General features: G+C 60.0%; 14 protein-coding genes and 1 tRNA gene. 5 read left to right on the plus strand and 10 right to left on the minus strand.

What is annotated here, in order from left to right; all coding sequences use genetic code 11:
• Position 1 precedes the first annotated feature (1 nt).
• The 5 genes from gcvP to PF1751_RS22130 all read left to right on the plus strand — a co-directional run bounded on the left by gcvP (position 2) and on the right by PF1751_RS22130 (position 6,733).
• Entirely contained in the window at positions 2-2,842 is a 2,841-nt protein-coding gene (gcvP, locus tag PF1751_RS22110) for an aminomethyl-transferring glycine dehydrogenase (protein WP_042571240.1), read from the plus strand.
• A gap of 160 nt (positions 2,843-3,002) precedes the next feature.
• Positions 3,003-4,379 carry an L-serine ammonia-lyase gene (locus PF1751_RS22115; RefSeq protein WP_044287770.1) on the plus strand — a complete coding sequence of 459 codons (1,377 nt, stop codon included), beginning with the start codon at positions 3,003-3,005 and terminating at the stop codon, positions 4,377-4,379.
• A gap of 39 nt (positions 4,380-4,418) precedes the next feature.
• Complete coding sequence (gcvT, locus tag PF1751_RS22120; protein ID WP_044287771.1) at positions 4,419-5,543, plus strand: glycine cleavage system aminomethyltransferase GcvT; 1,125 nt, start codon at positions 4,419-4,421, stop codon at positions 5,541-5,543.
• 393 nt (positions 5,544-5,936) lie between these two features.
• Positions 5,937-6,149, plus strand: coding sequence for a cold-shock protein (locus tag PF1751_RS22125; RefSeq protein WP_003365337.1), 213 nt, complete (start codon positions 5,937-5,939; stop codon positions 6,147-6,149).
• 95 nt (positions 6,150-6,244) lie between these two features.
• The gene (locus tag PF1751_RS22130; protein WP_010208122.1) at positions 6,245-6,733 is read left to right on the plus strand and encodes an RDD family protein; all 489 of its coding nucleotides are present in this window, start codon (positions 6,245-6,247) and stop codon (positions 6,731-6,733) included.
• Positions 6,734-6,805: 72 nt separating this feature from the next.
• On the opposite strand, the gene nadA is transcribed toward PF1751_RS22130, so the two are convergent.
• From nadA to tolR, 10 genes are all read right to left on the minus strand, one after another.
• Positions 6,806-7,864 carry a quinolinate synthase NadA gene (gene nadA, locus PF1751_RS22135; protein ID WP_021491239.1) on the minus strand — a complete coding sequence of 353 codons (1,059 nt, stop codon included), beginning with the start codon at positions 7,862-7,864 and terminating at the stop codon, positions 6,806-6,808.
• A 236-nt stretch (positions 7,865-8,100) separates the two neighbouring features.
• On the minus strand, positions 8,101-9,675 hold the full coding sequence (locus PF1751_RS22140) for a lactate dehydrogenase (protein ID WP_226994528.1): 1,575 nt from the start codon (positions 9,673-9,675) through the stop codon (positions 8,101-8,103).
• Between the two features lie 350 nt (positions 9,676-10,025).
• A tRNA-Lys gene (locus PF1751_RS22145) sits at positions 10,026-10,101 on the minus strand.
• 63 nt (positions 10,102-10,164) lie between these two features.
• Positions 10,165-10,839 carry a 7-cyano-7-deazaguanine synthase QueC gene (queC, locus tag PF1751_RS22150; RefSeq protein ID WP_029529046.1) on the minus strand — a complete coding sequence of 225 codons (675 nt, stop codon included), beginning with the start codon at positions 10,837-10,839 and terminating at the stop codon, positions 10,165-10,167.
• Between the two features lie 16 nt (positions 10,840-10,855).
• Entirely contained in the window at positions 10,856-11,503 is a 648-nt protein-coding gene (queE, locus tag PF1751_RS22155) for a 7-carboxy-7-deazaguanine synthase QueE (RefSeq protein WP_010208116.1), read from the minus strand.
• 164 nt (positions 11,504-11,667) lie between these two features.
• Positions 11,668-12,501 (minus strand): tol-pal system protein YbgF, encoded by an 834-nt coding sequence (gene ybgF, locus PF1751_RS22160; RefSeq protein WP_021491236.1) that lies wholly within the window; start codon positions 12,499-12,501, stop codon positions 11,668-11,670.
• Between the two features lie 6 nt (positions 12,502-12,507).
• A complete protein-coding gene (gene pal, locus PF1751_RS22165; protein WP_003209827.1) occupies positions 12,508-13,008 on the minus strand; it encodes a peptidoglycan-associated lipoprotein Pal in 501 nt (166 codons plus the stop codon).
• A 55-nt stretch (positions 13,009-13,063) separates the two neighbouring features.
• Positions 13,064-14,344 carry a Tol-Pal system beta propeller repeat protein TolB gene (gene tolB / locus PF1751_RS22170; protein ID WP_032864323.1) on the minus strand — a complete coding sequence of 427 codons (1,281 nt, stop codon included), beginning with the start codon at positions 14,342-14,344 and terminating at the stop codon, positions 13,064-13,066.
• A 17-nt stretch (positions 14,345-14,361) separates the two neighbouring features.
• Positions 14,362-15,435, minus strand: coding sequence for a cell envelope integrity protein TolA (gene tolA / locus PF1751_RS22175; RefSeq protein ID WP_010208113.1), 1,074 nt, complete (start codon positions 15,433-15,435; stop codon positions 14,362-14,364).
• The gene (gene tolR / locus PF1751_RS22180; protein ID WP_161634127.1) at positions 15,435-15,887 is read right to left on the minus strand and encodes a protein TolR; all 453 of its coding nucleotides are present in this window, start codon (positions 15,885-15,887) and stop codon (positions 15,435-15,437) included. The genes tolA and tolR overlap by 1 nt, the downstream gene beginning before the upstream one ends.
• Positions 15,888-15,893 lie beyond the last annotated feature (6 nt).

Consider the following 15,893-nt stretch of genomic DNA (forward strand, 5'->3'; position numbering starts at 1 on the left):
AATGACCGTTCAATTGACCACCGCCAACGAATTCATCGCCCGCCATATCGGCCCACGCCAGGAAGACGAGCAGCAGATGCTCGCCAGCCTGGGCTTTGATTCCCTGGAAGCCCTGAGCGCCAGCGTGATCCCGGAAAGCATCAAGGGCACCAGCGTGCTCGGCCTGGAAGACGGCCTGAGCGAAGCCGAGGCCCTGGCCAAGATCAAGGCCATCGCCGGCAAGAACCAACTGTTCAAGACCTACATCGGCCAGGGCTACTACAACTGCCACACGCCGTCGCCGATCCTGCGCAACTTGCTGGAAAACCCGGCCTGGTACACCGCCTACACCCCCTACCAGCCAGAGATTTCCCAGGGCCGCCTGGAAGCGCTGCTGAACTTCCAGACCCTGATCAGCGATCTCACCGGCCTGCCGATCGCCAACGCCTCGCTGCTTGACGAAGCCACCGCCGCCGCCGAAGCCATGACCTTCTGCAAGCGCCTGAGCAAGAACAAGGGCAGCAACGCCTTCTTCGCCTCGATCCACAGCCACCCGCAAACCCTCGACGTGCTGCGCACCCGTGCCGAGCCACTGGGTATTGATGTGGTGGTGGGCGATGAGCGCGAACTGACCGACGTCAGCCCGTTCTTCGGCGCCCTGCTGCAGTACCCTGCCAGCAACGGCGACGTGTTCGACTACCGCGAGCTGACCGAGCGTTTCCACGCTGCCCATGCATTGGTAGCCGTGGCCGCCGACCTGCTGGCCCTGACGCTGCTGACCCCACCGGGTGAGTTCGGCGCCGACGTGGCCATCGGCAGTGCGCAACGCTTCGGCGTGCCGCTGGGCTTTGGTGGCCCGCACGCGGCGTACTTCTCCACCAAGGATGCGTTCAAGCGCGACATGCCGGGCCGTCTGGTCGGTGTGTCCGTCGACCGTTTCGGCAAACCGGCCCTGCGCCTGGCCATGCAGACCCGCGAGCAACATATCCGCCGCGAAAAGGCCACGTCGAACATCTGCACCGCCCAGGTGCTGCTGGCCAACATCGCCAGCATGTACGCCGTGTACCACGGCCCAAAAGGCCTGACCCAGATTGCCCGGCGAGTGCACCAGCTGACCGCGATCCTGGCCAAGGGCCTGACTGCCCTGGGCCAGAACGTCGAGCAAGCCCACTTCTTCGACACCCTCACGCTCAACACTGGCGCCAACACTGCCGCCGTGCACGATAAGGCCCGCGCTCAGCGCATCAATCTGCGAGTGGTGGACGCTGAGCGTGTGGGTGTATCGGTGGACGAAACCACCACCCAGGCCGACATTGAAACCCTGTGGGCGATCTTCGCCGACGGTAAGGCCCTGCCGGACTTCGCCGCCCAGGTTGAAAGCACCCTGCCGGCCGCGCTGCTGCGCCAGTCGCCGGTCCTCAGCCACCCGGTATTCAACCGGTATCACTCGGAAACCGAGCTGATGCGCTACCTGCGCAAGCTGGCCGACAAGGACCTCGCGCTGGACCGCACCATGATCCCGCTGGGCTCGTGCACCATGAAGCTCAACGCCGCCAGCGAAATGATCCCGGTGACCTGGGCCGAGTTCGGCGCCTTGCACCCGTTCGCCCCGGCCGAGCAGAGCGCCGGCTACCTGGAGCTGACGTCCGACCTCGAAGCCATGCTCTGCGCCGCCACCGGTTACGACGCGATTTCCCTGCAGCCGAACGCCGGTTCCCAGGGCGAGTACGCCGGCCTGCTGGCCATCCGAGCCTATCACCAGAGCCGTGGCGATGAGCGTCGCGACATCTGCCTGATCCCATCGTCGGCCCACGGCACCAACCCGGCCACCGCCAACATGGCGGGCATGCGTGTGGTCGTCACCGCTTGCGACGCCCGTGGCAACGTGGATATCGAAGACCTGCGGGCCAAGGCCATCGAGCACCGCGACCACCTCGCCGCGCTGATGATCACCTACCCGTCCACCCACGGCGTGTTCGAAGAAGGTATCCGCGAAATCTGCGGCATCATTCACGACAACGGCGGCCAGGTGTACATCGACGGCGCCAACATGAACGCCATGGTCGGCCTGTGCGCCCCCGGCAAGTTCGGCGGCGACGTGTCCCACCTGAACCTGCACAAGACCTTCTGCATCCCGCACGGCGGTGGCGGCCCAGGCGTTGGCCCGATTGGCGTCAAGTCGCACCTTACGCCGTTCCTGCCAGGCCACGCGGCCATGGAGCGCAAGGAAGGCGCGGTGTGCGCGGCGCCATTCGGCAGCGCAAGCATCCTGCCGATCACCTGGATGTACATCAGCATGATGGGTGGCGCAGGCCTCAAGCGCGCATCGCAGTTGGCGATCCTGAATGCCAACTACATTTCCCGTCGCCTTGAAGAGCACTACCCCGTCCTCTACACCGGCAGCAACGGCCTGGTCGCGCATGAGTGCATCCTCGACCTGCGCCCCTTGAAAGACAGCAGCGGCATCAGCGTGGACGACGTGGCCAAGCGCCTGATCGACTTCGGTTTCCATGCGCCGACCATGTCGTTCCCGGTGGCAGGCACCTTGATGATCGAGCCGACCGAAAGCGAATCCAAGGAAGAACTGGACCGCTTCTGCAATGCGATGATCGCCATCCGCGAAGAAATCCGCGCGGTGGAAAACGGCACACTGGACAAGGACGACAACCCACTGAAGAACGCGCCGCACACCGCTGCCGAACTGGTGAGCGAGTGGACGCACCCCTACACCCGCGAACAAGCGGTGTACCCGGTGCCTTCATTGATCGAAGGCAAGTACTGGCCGCCGGTGGGGCGTGTCGACAACGTGTTTGGCGATCGCAATCTGGTGTGTGCGTGCCCGTCGATCGAGAGCTACGCGTAACCTGAGGATGTACTCGGTGTAAATGTGGGAGCGGGCTTGCCCGCGAATGCGGTGGATCAGTCAGCAGGTGTATCAACTGAGAGACCGCTTTCGCGAGCAAGCCCGCTCCCACATTTGGCCGAGTACACCTGATAAATAATAAGAAACCGGAGAACAACTCATGTCTTTAAGCGTGTTCGACCTGTTCAAGATTGGCATCGGCCCCTCCAGCTCCCATACCGTCGGCCCGATGCGCGCCGCCGCTCGATTCGTCGAGGGCCTCAAGCGTGACAACCTGTTGGGCACCACCCTCAGCCTCAAGGTGGAGCTCTACGGATCGCTGGGCGCCACCGGCAAAGGCCACGGCAGCGACAAAGCCGTGTTGCTGGGCCTGGAAGGTGAACACCCGGACACCGTAAATACCGAAACCGTGGCTACCCGCCTGGCGCAGATGCGCAAGGATGGCCGCTTGAACCTGCTCGGCGAACACAGCATTGCGTTCAACGAGAAAGAACACTTGGCGATGATTCGCAAACCCCTCGCCTACCACCCCAATGGCATGATTTTCCGTGCCTTCGACGCCGCCAATATCCAGATCCGCAGCCGCGAGTACTACTCGGTGGGGGGTGGATTTGTGGTGGATGAAGACGCCGCCGGCGCCGACCGGATTGTCGAGGACGCCACACCGCTGACCTTCCCCTTCAAGCATGCCAAAGACCTTCTCGGCCATTGCACCACCTACGGGCTGTCCATCAGCCAGGTGATGATGACCAATGAGAGTGCCTGGCGCCCTGAAGCGGAAACCCGCGCCGGGCTGCTGAGAATCTGGCAGGTGATGCAGGACTGTGTGGACGCGGGCTGCCGCAACGAAGGGATTCTGCCTGGAGGTTTGAAGGTCAAGCGTCGCGCCGCCGCCCTGCATCGCCAGCTGTGCAAACACCCGGAGTCGGCGTTGCGCGACCCGCTGTCGGTACTCGATTGGGTCAACCTTTACGCCTTGGCGGTCAATGAAGAAAACGCCAACGGCGGCCGCGTGGTCACGGCGCCTACCAACGGAGCGGCGGGAATCGTGCCGGCGGTACTGCATTACTACATGCGCTTTATCCCCGGCGCTAACGAAGACGGTGTGGTGCGCTTTCTGCTCACCGCCGCCGCCATCGGCATTCTGTACAAGGAGAACGCATCGATCTCCGGCGCCGAAGTCGGCTGCCAGGGCGAAGTCGGCGTGGCCTGCTCCATGGCCGCCGGCGCACTGTGCGAAGTCTTGGGCGGCAGTGTTTCCCAGGTGGAAAACGCTGCCGAGATCGGTATGGAACACAACCTCGGCCTGACCTGCGACCCGATTGGCGGATTGGTCCAGGTGCCCTGCATCGAGCGCAATGCGATGGGCTCGGTCAAGGCGATCAACGCGGTGCGCATGGCCTTGCGCGGCGATGGGCAGCACTTCGTCTCGCTGGATAAAGTCATCCGCACCATGCGCCAGACCGGCGCCGACATGAAAAGCAAATACAAGGAAACCGCCCGTGGCGGTTTGGCGGTCAACATTATCGAGTGCTGACGCCTAACGGCGCGCCAGCACGTTTTTCAGGAGCTGAATATGTCCACCGAAACCCTGTTGAAAACCCCTCTGCATGCCCTGCACATCGAGCTGGGCGCGCGCATGGTGCCCTTCGCCGGCTACGACATGCCGGTGCAATACCCACTGGGCGTGATGAAGGAACACCTGCACACCCGTGATCAAGCCGGGCTGTTCGACGTGTCCCACATGGGCCAGATCCGCCTCACCGGCGCCAATGCCGCCAAGGCCCTGGAAACCCTGGTACCGGTCGACATCCTCGACCTGCCAGTCGGCATGCAGCGCTACGCGATGTTCACCAACGACCAGGGCGGCATCCTCGATGACCTGATGGTGGCCAACCTGGGTAACGACGAACTGTTCCTGGTGGTCAACGCCGCCTGCAAGGACCAGGACCTGGCGCACCTGCGCCAGCATATCGGCGACCAGTGCACCATCGAGCCGTTGTTCGAGGAGCGTGCATTGCTGGCCCTGCAGGGCCCGGCGGCGGTGAAAGTACTGGCGCGCCTGGCTCCTGAAGTCACCAAGATGACCTTCATGCAGTTCGCCACGCTGCGCCTGCTGGGCGTGGACTGCTATGTCAGCCGTTCGGGCTACACCGGTGAAGACGGCTTTGAAATTTCCGTACCCGCCGCCAATGCCGAAAGCCTCGCGCGAAGCCTGCTGGCCGAGACCGAAGTGCAGGCCATCGGCCTGGGCGCCCGCGATTCGTTGCGCCTGGAAGCCGGCCTGTGCCTGTACGGCCACGACATGAACACCGATACCACCCCGATCGAAGCCAGCCTGCTGTGGGCGATCTCCAAGGCGCGCCGTGCCGACGGTGCTCGTGCCGGTGGTTTCCCGGGTGCCGACACGATCTTCACCCAACAGCAAGCCGGTGTGAGCCGCAAACGTGTAGGCCTGTTGCCACAAGAGCGCACGCCGGTGCGCGAAGGTGCACAAATCGTCGACGCAGACGGCACCGTGATCGGCAGCGTGTGCAGCGGCGGCTTCGGCCCGACCCTTGGTGGCCCGCTGGCCATGGGTTACCTGGACAGCGCCTTTATCGCACTGGATACCGAAGTCTCTGCGCTGGTGCGTGGGAAAAAGGTGCCACTTCGTGTAAGTAAAATGCCATTTGTGCCGCAGCGTTACTACCGGGGCTGACTGACTGTTTCCATAAGTAACGCGATTGCGTTAACACGCACTAATTTGTAACGCAATCGCCATAAAACAGTGCACTCCCGATAGTCTTTTTTATAGGGGTCAACCTATAACAAGTGATCAACTCTATCGAATAAGTGGAATTCACAATATTCAACCAAGTGTCATAAGCCCAAGCAAAACCTGGGCTTTTGGCAGGGCTTGTTTTTTCTCCATTAGTTGGCGTAGAGTTTGCCCACTGTGTTTGCATGGGTCGCTTGGAACCTGGACCTGGGCAGTAGCTGAAGTAGTTGTGCTACAACCCGTTCGACGTCTCTTACTTTCCTGCAACCCAGCCCAGTACTCTTTCATGCGAAAGGGGCTGTCATTAATTTTTAGCGTCAAGGAAATAAGAAAATGGCTGAACGTCAGAGCGGTACCGTCAAGTGGTTTAACGACGAGAAAGGGTTTGGTTTTATCACTCCAGAAAGCGGTCCGGATCTGTTCGTGCATTTCCGCGCTATTCAGGGCAACGGCTTCAAGAGCCTGAAAGAAGGCCAGAAAGTGACATTCGTTGCTGTGCAAGGCCAAAAAGGCATGCAGGCCGACGAAGTACAAGCAGAAGGCTGATCCCTGCTGCGACAAAAAGCCCCTGATGGTGACATCAGGGGCTTTTTTATGTGCGTTTGCTCGTAAAATGGCTTTTTTCAGAAGAGAGCCCTGCCATGTCGAAACCCCTGCTGAGCCCCCAAGGCGAGTTCCCCGCCGTTGGCCTGGGCCGTCGTCTGGCAGCGATGTTCTATGACTTCCTGTTGTGCACCGCCCTGCTGATCGTCACGGCGTTCATCTACAAGCTGATCTGGATCGCGTTTGTTGGCGAGGCGAAGATGCGCACACTCACAGAATCCGGCGCGCTGGACGGCGACCCGCTGCTGTCGACGATTCTGTTGTTTGTGCTGTTTGGCTTCTTCGCCAAGTTCTGGACCCATTCCGGGCAGACCCTGGGCATGCAGGTGTGGGGCGTGCGCGTACAGAATGCCGATGGCTCAAGGATCAGCCTGTGGCAGGCGCTGTTGCGCTTTGTGGTGTCGATTGCGTCGTGGTTGTGCGTAGGGCTGGGGTTTATCTGGTCGCTGGTTGATAAGCGCAAACGCAGCTGGCATGACATCTATTCGGATACGCAACTGGTGCGGATCCCCAAGCAGAAAAAGTAATTGCCGACGACACAGATCAACTGTGGGCGCTGGCTTGCCAACTCCCACAGTTTGACAGTGTTCACAACGGGGTCAGGCGTTGCCGGCGAGCTTGAGACGTGCGGCCTGGGTGAAATCGAGCATTCGTTTGAGCGGGCGCACTGCATGCGGGATTACCGACGGCTCGACGAAGATCTCATTACTACCCTCGCGCAGGCACTGCAGCGTGCGTTCCAGCGTGTTCATCGCCATCCATGGGCAATGCGCGCAACTGCGGCACGCCGCGCCATTGCCAGCAGTAGGCGCTTCGACAAAGACCTTGTCCGGGCACAGCTGCTGCATCTTGTAGAAAATGCCGCGGTCGGTGGCGACGATGAAAGTCTTGTTCGGCAGGCGCTGAGCGGCGGCAATCAATTGGCTGGTCGAACCTACAGCGTCTGCCAATTCGATCACCGATGTCGGCGACTCGGGGTGCACCAGGATCGCGGCATCCGGGTACAGCGCCTTCATGTCTTCAAGCTGCTTGGACTTGAACTCTTCGTGGACGATGCAGGCACCGTCCCACAGCAGCATATCGGCACCGGTCTGACGCTGGATGTAGGTCCCCAGGTGCTTGTCAGGGCCCCAGATAATCGTCTCGCCGTTGTCCATCAGGCTTTCGACGATTTCCAGCGCGCAACTCGACGTCACCACCCAATCCGCCCGGGCTTTGACCGCCGCCGAGGTGTTGGCATACACCACCACGGTGCGCTCGGGATGCTGGTCGCAGAACGCCGAAAACTCCTCCACCGGGCAACCCAGGTCCAGGGAACACGTGGCTTCCAGGGTGGGCATGAGGATGCGTTTTTCGGGGGTGAGGATCTTGGCGGTCTCGCCCATGAAACGCACGCCAGCGACCAGGACGGTCTTGGCCGGGTGAGCGGCGCCGAAACGGGCCATTTCCAGGGAGTCGGAAACGCAGCCGCCGGTTTCTTCGGCCAGGGCCTGAATCACCGGATCACAGTAGAAGTGGGCAACCAGCACCGCGTCTTGAGCCTTGAGCTCGGCGGCGATGGCGGTACGCAGGCTCGCCTCTTCCTCGGCGCTGAGGGCCTTGGGCTGCTTGGCGTCGAGATGGGCTTGAACCAGAAGGCGTTCGGAAATTTGCGTCATGTTCGCAAGACCTGCAGGCGCAGTTGCGCGAAAGTCGAGTGTACCACCGGCTCTGGAGCCCTTCGGGCGCCGCCGGACGAAGTGATGGTGTTCATCAAGCACGGGTTAAGGTGAAGCTGCGCAAGGCTACAGAATATCCAAGGGTTTCAAAAGCCTAATCTGGTATTCGCCCGCCTGTTTGCCGGGCAAAAAAAGGGAGACCCCAGGGCTGGGGTCTCCCTTTTTCGCTCCCGGTATCAGCGCACCAATGCGGACGGCTCTTGCTGAAGCATCACCGAATCATGCATGTTCGCCAACGCATCCTTCAACGTGGACTCTTCCAACGCGTCCTTGGACTTCTTGCTGGCGTTGGCCGCGTATTCAAGCAGCACCAGGTAGTCGCGCTTGACCGCAGCCTGGGTCGGCACGTAGGTCTCGTCCACCAGCTTGCCCATCACGTACTTTTGCGTACGGGTGTTCTGGCTAGCCTCTTGCGATACCGAGGCATGGGTCAGCAGGCCATCCTTGTACGACAGATTGGCAGAACTGCTGGCCTTGTCCTGCACCTGCACGTAGAGATAGTTCTGTGACTCGGCGGTGCCGTCCAAAGCAGGCGCCTTACCGCCCTTGAGGCTCTTGTGGAAGCTCGCGGAGAGGCTCGACTGCTGGTCCTGGCTGACACTGCGGTCCAGCGCGGTACTTCCACCAACACGGGTCTTTTGCGACACCTCATAGGCAAAGCTGTCGACCTCGGAGGGGCGCATCGGGTTGGGCGAATCAGACGCCTGCTTGATCGACGCCTTGAAGTCAGCCAGGCCAGTGAGCAACCCCTGGTCGGTCGGGTTGCGCGTCAGCGCCTCTGGCAAAGAAACGCCCTGTGGATAATGACTGTTCATGGCGCTGAAGGCGTCCTTGAACATCGCCATCAACTCCGGCTTGGCGCTGCCGCGCGTCTGTGCCCGATCGAACTGGGTGAGGTAGCTTTGCAGGGCCTTGGCCTGCTGCTTGGCGTTGCCGAGGATAGCGGTGTTTTTCAGGTCGACCGCCAGGTTCAACTCACCGAGCGGACCACTCATGCGGGTGGTCCGGCTTTGACTGTCGGCGTGAAAGGCCAGGCTCAGGTCCTGACCGTCCAGGGATTTGAGCTTGGCGCTGAGGTCGACCGAGGCCAGCAACGTGGAATCAAACTGCGTCAGCTGACTCAGGTCGAGCTTCGGCGGCGTTGCGGTCAACCCATCCACGGCGGCCTGGAAAGCGCTGCCCAGCTTGCCAACAGCCGTGAGCTCCTCATCGCTCAAGGTGCCCCCCTCCACTGTCGCCTTCACCCCCAGGCCGTCGGTCTGGCTAGAGAGGCTGAAGGTCACGGTCTTGCCGCTGGCGGTCTTGATGCTGAGGCTGATCAGGTTGTCGGCCTTGGAGTGCAGCAGGCTCTGATCAACCCTGATTTCACCCGCGTTCGCCGCGCGGTCGGCACTCGCGAACATCACCGACTGGGAAATCCCTCCACCGCCCTTGGCGAACTGCGCAACCAGACCGGCGCCCAGGCCACTGAAACGATTGGCCGTCGATTGCGAATTGAAGTTGGCATTGAGGGACTTGCTGAGCGCATCCTGACGGTCGCTTTCCCAGGCGCGGACGGTCTCTTGACCCGGCAACTGCCCGCGACGGGAATAGGTGTCGGAAAGCGTATCGGAGACGACGTTGCCCAGGCTGACGACTGAAGATGGCCTCTTCAGGCTGACTTCAACGTTGTGCGTCAGGGTTGCCGCCGGCGTTTCCGTTGGCCGGGCGATAAGCGTGTTGGCGGTGCTGATAGGCGAAAGCGTAGTCATGACGATCCCTGTCTTGAACTGGATAATGTTCAATTTAACCAAGACTTCGATCGATTGACAGCACGCTGACAACAAAGAGCCATGCCAGAAGTTGCGTGGTGAGCCGATACCCCGCGCCGATGGCGGGGGGACCAGGTGTCATGCGAGTGCTGTTGCTCGGTGATCGAGCCCAGTCCACCACGTTGAGCGGTGAGATCGGACACGCCATCGTGGCGCCTGGCTATGGATCGGCTACAAAAAAGCCCCAGGCACTAGGTATGCCTGGGGCTTTCTCTGTATTCAAACAGGCAAAAAAAAACCCGGAAATCCTCACTTGCGTGGGCCTTCCGGATTTTCTAAACCGCCAAAAATGGTGGGTCGTGTGGGATTCGAACCTACGACCAATTGGTTAAAAGCCAACTGCTCTACCAACTGAGCTAACGACCCGCTGTGTGGTGGCGCGTATAATACTGATTTCTAAGGATTATTCAACACCTTATTTTAAATAAATCAGAAATAACGCGTTGGGTCAGTAATTCCGGCGGCTTGGAAGCCTTCTGCACGCAGTCGGCAGCTGTCGCATTTCCCACAAGCACGGCCGTCATCGTCTGCCTGATAGCAGGAAACAGTCAGCGAATAATCGACGCCAAGTCCTACACCAGCCTTCACGATATCGGCCTTGCTCAGGTTTTGCAGCGGCGCCAGGATGCGGAAGCCCTGCCCTTCTACACCGGCCTTGGTCGCCAGGTTGGCCATGCGTTCGAACGACTCGACGAACTCGGGGCGGCAGTCTGGGTAACCGGAGTAGTCCACCGCGTTGACGCCGATAAAGATGTCGCGAGCATTGAGCACTTCCGCCCAGCCCAGGGCCAGGGACAGGAACACCGTGTTACGGGCCGGCACGTAAGTCACCGGAATGCCTTCGCCGGGCGTTTCCGGTACATCGATGCTGCTGTCGGTCAGCGCGGAGCCGCCGATGCCGTTGAGGTTAAGGCCAATCACTTTATGCTCGACCACGCCCATCTCACGGGCGACACGGGCAGCGGCGTTCAGCTCGGCGCGGTGACGCTGGCCGTAGTCGAAGCTCATGGTGTAGCAGCTGTAGCCTTGCGCCTGGGCCATAGCCACCACGGTGGCGGAGTCGAGGCCGCCGGACAGCAGGATTACCGCGCGTTTTTGATCCAGTGTTTGTTCAGTCATGTCAGCGTCCTGGCTCGTCGTTCCAAAGGTATTTATGCAACTGCAATTGCAGGCGCACCGGTAGATTGTCCGCAACCACCCAATCGGCGAGGTCACGTGCGTTCAAGTCATGGTGACTTGGCGAGAACAGTACTTCGCCTGCGCGGCGGTCCAGCCCGTATTGAATCAGCTTGGAGTTCGCCCAGTCGTAGTCGTCGCGGGAACAGATGACGAACTTGACCTGGTCGTTGGCCGTGAGCAGCTCGATGTTCTCGTAGCGGTTACGATGCGCTTCCTTGGAGTCGGGGGTCTTGAGGTCGACCACGCGGCTTACGCGGGGGTCAACGGCAGAGATGTCCAGGGCGCCACTGGTCTCCAGGGAAACCTCGTAGCCGGCATCACACAGCTGCTTGAGCAACGGGATGGCATTGGGCTGGGCCAGCGGTTCGCCGCCGGTCACGCAGACGTAACGCGGCTTGTAGCCGGCAACCTGCTCCAGGATGTCATCGAGAGTACGCACCGTGCCGCCACTGAAGGCGTAGGCGCTGTCGCAGTATTGGCAACGCAGGGGGCAACCGGTCAGGCGCACAAAGACTGTGGGCAGGCCGGCCGTTCGCGTTTCACCCTGCAACGAGTAAAAGACTTCGGTAATACGTAATGTGTCTTGCATAGTCGCCACGGGCGTAACAGCTAAACAGGCTGTCCGCCTCCGTCAGGCACTTTAAGGGACCCCGCCAACGCGTAGACCCCGAAAAGCGTGTTTCATAAAAGGGCGTGGATTCTAACGAAAAAACCCGCGCCAGGCGCGGGTTTCTTCTCAACGGGCTGCATCGCTTACAAGCGCTGCAAATCCCGTTGGGCCAACTGGGCAGCGGAAGTCCCCGGATACTGGGCCACAACCTGCTGCAGAATGCCTTTGACCTTGTCGGTATGACCCAGGCGGCGTTCTACGTCAGCGAGTTTGTACAGCGAGTCCGGCACCTTGGCGTGCTTGGGATACAGCTGGCTGACCTTGGCAAATGCCTGGCCCGCGCCCTGCAGATCACCCTTGGCCAGGTTCACTTCGCCCAACCAGTATTGGGCGTTGCCCGCGTACTGGCTGTTTGGGTATTTGCGCAGGAAAGCGGTAAATGCCTGGCTGGCCTTATCGAAATCCTTGGCTTTGATCAGGTCGAAGGCTGCATCGTAATACAGCTTTTCTTTCGCCGGATCACCCGGTTCGCTGCTCGCGGCAGGGGCTTGGCTGGCAGCCGCCCCTGCTGCTGCACCACCGGCAGCAGCGCTTGGCGCGCCACCGGCAGAAGAATTATCAGGAGTTGCGGCAGGTTGAACGCCGGCTCCAATGCGTCGATCAAGATCCTGGTAACGCTCCAGGCCTTCTTGCTTCAGCTGGTTCACTTGGTTCTGCAGTACTTCAATGGCGCCTTGTTGCTGCGCGATTTGATCCTGCATGCGTTGCAGCTGGTTGAACAGTTCGCCCTGTGCCGAGGGAGCGGACGTAGCCGCTCCCCCCGCATAGGCGCCGTTCGTGCCATAACCCGCTGGCGGATAACTGCTCCCGCTATTGTTATAGCCAGAGTTGCTATCTTCCACAGGAACCGCAGCCCACACCGCAAGCGGCGCGAGGCTGAGAGCCAATACAGTTAGAGCACGACGGCACGTTCGCATGACGAATTACTTACGCAGTTCGACGCGACGGTTTTGAGCCCAGGACTGCTCGTCGTGGCCAGTAGCAACTGGACGCTCTTTACCGTAGGAAACCAGTTCCAGTTGGCCTGGAGCAACACCTTGCAGTACCAGGTAGCGCTGAACGGCTTTCGCACGACGCTCGCCCAGTGCCATGTTGTACTCACGAGTACCACGTTCGTCAGTGTTACCTTCCAGAACAACGCGAGCGCCGTTAGCTTTCAGGTCCTTCGCGTGAACGTCCAGAGCGCGCATGGCTTCTGGCTTCAGGTCCGAACTGTCGTATTCGAAGTAGAAAGTGGTGATAGCGCGCAGAGCAGCTTCTTCGCTCAGGGAGCCGTCAACCGCACCAGTGTTAGCGCCGTAACCAGCGTTTGGATCAACAGCTGCGCCTTCACCGGCATTGTCGCCGCCTTTAGACGAGCAACCAACGGCTACGGACAGAGCCAGAGCCAGAGCAGCAAACTTACCAAACTTCAGCATTTCCATCGTGAAACTCCTAATGAACCCCAGTGTGTTAAGCAAATCTTTTTGTAGCGCCGCGTCAGTTCAGGTAAGGGGACCAGGATGGTTCTCTGACTTCGCCTTGTGCGGTAGGAAGTGGGAGCCTTACGCGTCCATTAATGGACACGAGCATCAAGACTCCCCGGCCCTGCTGGCGGGTGGCGTAGATTACCATGGTGCCGTTGGGCGCAACAGTGGCTGACTCATCAAGGTTGGTATCTGTGAGGATTTTTACGGTGCCACGCTGCAAATCCTGGGCCGCAACCCGGAAATTAGTGAAACCATCCTGACGGTGAATCATCACCAACGTCTTTTCATCTGCCGACAGTTTAGGGTTGGCGTTGTAGTTACCGATGAAAGTAACGCGCTCTGCACCACCACCATTCACATTCGCCTTGTAGACCTGAGGCTTGCCGCCCCGATCAGAGGTGAAGTAGATGGTCGAACCATCCTTGCCCCAGAACGGCTCGGTGTTGATGCCAGGGCCACTGGTTACGCGGGAGATCTGGCGCGAAGCCATGTTCATCACGTAGATGTCCGGGTTGCCATCCTTGGACAGCACGAATGCCAGGCGCGAGCCATCCGGCGACCAGGCCGGTGCACCGTTGAGGCCTTCGAAGTTGGTGATCTGCTCACGACGGCCAGTATCGATGTGCTGGACGAAGATACGCGGACGCTTCTGTTCGAAGGACACATAGGCAATACGCTTGCCGTCCGGCGCGAAGCGCGGCGACAGGATGGGCTCACGGGATTGCAGCAAGGTCACAGCCCGTGCACCGTCGTAGTCCGAACGCTGCAAAGTGTAACGAGTGTTGTCTACGGAGAAACGTTCAGCCGTTACGTACAGCAGACGCGTCGAGAAAGCACCCTTGATACCGGTGAGCTTCTCAAACGACTGGTCCGAAATGTAGTGGGCCATGTCGCGGATCTGCTCGGCAGTACCCGACACGCTACCGGTCAGCACTTGCTGCTCGGTCGCCACGTTGAACAAGGTGTAGGTGATTTGCAGACGACCACCGGCCGGCGTGATGTTGCCGACCATCAGGTACTGTGCGCCCACCGCTTTCCAGTCACGGAACACGACTTCGCTGGCCTGGTTCGGCTGGCTGATCATGTTGCCTTTTGGAATCGGTGCGTAGTAGCCGGAGTTGCGCAGGTCGTCGCTGACGATCTGGGCCATGTCGTCCGGCAGCACGCTGCCGCCCTGCCAGCCGAACGGTACTACCGCGATAGGGGTGGCCCGATCGCTACCGCTGGTAACCAGAATGTTCTTTTCATCCGCCGCCGCTATCCCTGCCATACAGCAAATAACGACAAGCATTCCTCGAAGAAGGTTTCTCACAAGGCTAGATCCTCAGGTGTGAATGTCATCTTGAATGAACGATAGGGAGCGAAGTCGCTTGGTTTCATTCCCTGCATCTCGGTCAACCGGCCAATGTTCTTGACCGCGGCAACCGCCGAACTGTCGAACGAACCGTCACCACTGGACTTGGACACGCTGACCGAAGTCACCGTACCGTCCGGCAACATGCCGATCTGCAGCACTACTGTCATGCCTTTGCGTGCCGAAGGTGGACGTGTCCAACCCTCTGCTGCGCGCGCCCGAATCAGGTCGTCGAAACTGCCCGCGACTTCATCGCCACGTTCATCGGCCAAGGCTTGCTGACGCTGCGGCGTGTCGGAGAGCAAGTCTGCCAAGGCCTGGGCCTTTTTCTCTTCGGCGGATTTGCGCGCTGCTTCCTGGGCCTTTTTCTTGCTGGCATCGGCGGCAGCTTTCTTCTTCGCGTCGTCGGCGACTTTTTTCTTCGCCTCGTCTGCTTCAGCTTTTTTCTTGGCGTCTTCGGCGGCTTTCTTCTTCGCGTCTTCGACTATTTTCTTCTTGGCGTCTTCAGCGGCCTTTTTCTTGGCCTCTTCTTCAGCCGCTTTTTTGGCTTCTTCTTCAGACTTCTTCTTGGCTATATCAGCCAATTGTTTCTCTTCGGCCTTTTTGGCTTCGGCAGCTTTCTCGGCTTTCTTGGCTTCATCGGCCTTTTTCGCCTCGTCCGCTTTCTTAGCTTCATCAGCCTTTTTCGATTCCTCGGCCTTTTGAGCCGCCTCTTCTTTCTTTTGTTCCGCAGCAGCCTTCACCGCTTCCTGCTCGACCTTCTTCTGTTCCATCTGTTCGACTTCAGTCTGGCGCGCGGCCGACTTCTGGGCCTCACCCGCAATCTTCTGATTGGTCTGGGTGGTGGCCTGACTTTTCGATTTCAGCTGATACAGGGTCGCCTGCACGATCGGCTTGGCTGGCGGCAGGTCCGGGGTCATGGCAAAGCTGACGAACAGCATGCCAAACACCAGGACGTGCAGGGCAATTGCCCAGACGCTAGGCCAGAAGTAGCTTTCCGAGGCGGACGGCTCTCGCTGTTGCTGCATCAGGGCGCCTCGGTAATCAAGCCAACGTTGCCCACGCCGGCCTTTTGCAGCCCGCCCATGGCGCCCATGACGGAGCCGTAGTCGACCGCCTTGTCACCGCGGATGAAGACCTGGGTGTGCTTGCCGCCTTCATTGCCGGAGCGAATGATCTTGGTCACCGCGTCGGTCATCGCCGGCAAGGTCAAGGCCTTGTCCTGTTGCTTCTGCGTGTCGACTTCGCTGCCAAGGTTCCAGTAATAGGTCTTGTCGGACTTGATCGAAATGGTCAGCACCTGGGTGTTGTTGTCCTGTGGCAAGGCTTCGCTGGAAACCTTGGGCAGGTCAACCTTCACACCCTGATTGAGCATCGGCGCGGTCACCATGAAGATAACCAGCAGCACCAGCATCACGTCGATGTAAGGCACTACGTTCATCTCGGCGACCGGCTTGCGCTTGGTTCGAGCTCGAGTGATTAAAGC

The organism is Pseudomonas simiae, assembly GCF_000934565.1.
Taxonomy (GTDB): Bacteria; Pseudomonadota; Gammaproteobacteria; order Pseudomonadales; family Pseudomonadaceae; genus Aquipseudomonas; species Aquipseudomonas simiae.

Excerpts from the sequence above, each read along its gene's own strand:
- gcvP (WP_042571240.1), top strand. The coding sequence starts at position 2 with ATGACCGTTCAATTGACCACCGCCAACGAATTCATCGCCCGCCATATC.
- PF1751_RS22115 (WP_044287770.1), top strand. The coding sequence starts at position 3,003 with ATGTCTTTAAGCGTGTTCGACCTGTTCAAGATTGGCATCGGCCCCTCC.
- gcvT (WP_044287771.1), top strand. The coding sequence starts at position 4,419 with ATGTCCACCGAAACCCTGTTGAAAACCCCTCTGCATGCCCTGCACATC.
- PF1751_RS22125 (WP_003365337.1), top strand. The coding sequence starts at position 5,937 with ATGGCTGAACGTCAGAGCGGTACCGTCAAGTGGTTTAACGACGAGAAA.
- PF1751_RS22130 (WP_010208122.1), top strand. The coding sequence starts at position 6,245 with ATGTCGAAACCCCTGCTGAGCCCCCAAGGCGAGTTCCCCGCCGTTGGC.
- nadA (WP_021491239.1), bottom strand. The coding sequence starts at position 7,864 with ATGACGCAAATTTCCGAACGCCTTCTGGTTCAAGCCCATCTCGACGCC.
- PF1751_RS22140 (WP_226994528.1), bottom strand. The coding sequence starts at position 9,675 with ATGACTACGCTTTCGCCTATCAGCACCGCCAACACGCTTATCGCCCGG.
- queE (WP_010208116.1), bottom strand. The coding sequence starts at position 11,503 with ATGCAAGACACATTACGTATTACCGAAGTCTTTTACTCGTTGCAGGGT.
- ybgF (WP_021491236.1), bottom strand. The coding sequence starts at position 12,501 with ATGCGAACGTGCCGTCGTGCTCTAACTGTATTGGCTCTCAGCCTCGCG.
- pal (WP_003209827.1), bottom strand. The coding sequence starts at position 13,008 with ATGGAAATGCTGAAGTTTGGTAAGTTTGCTGCTCTGGCTCTGGCTCTG.
- tolB (WP_032864323.1), bottom strand. The coding sequence starts at position 14,344 with ATGCTTGTCGTTATTTGCTGTATGGCAGGGATAGCGGCGGCGGATGAA.
- tolA (WP_010208113.1), bottom strand. The coding sequence starts at position 15,435 with ATGCAGCAACAGCGAGAGCCGTCCGCCTCGGAAAGCTACTTCTGGCCT.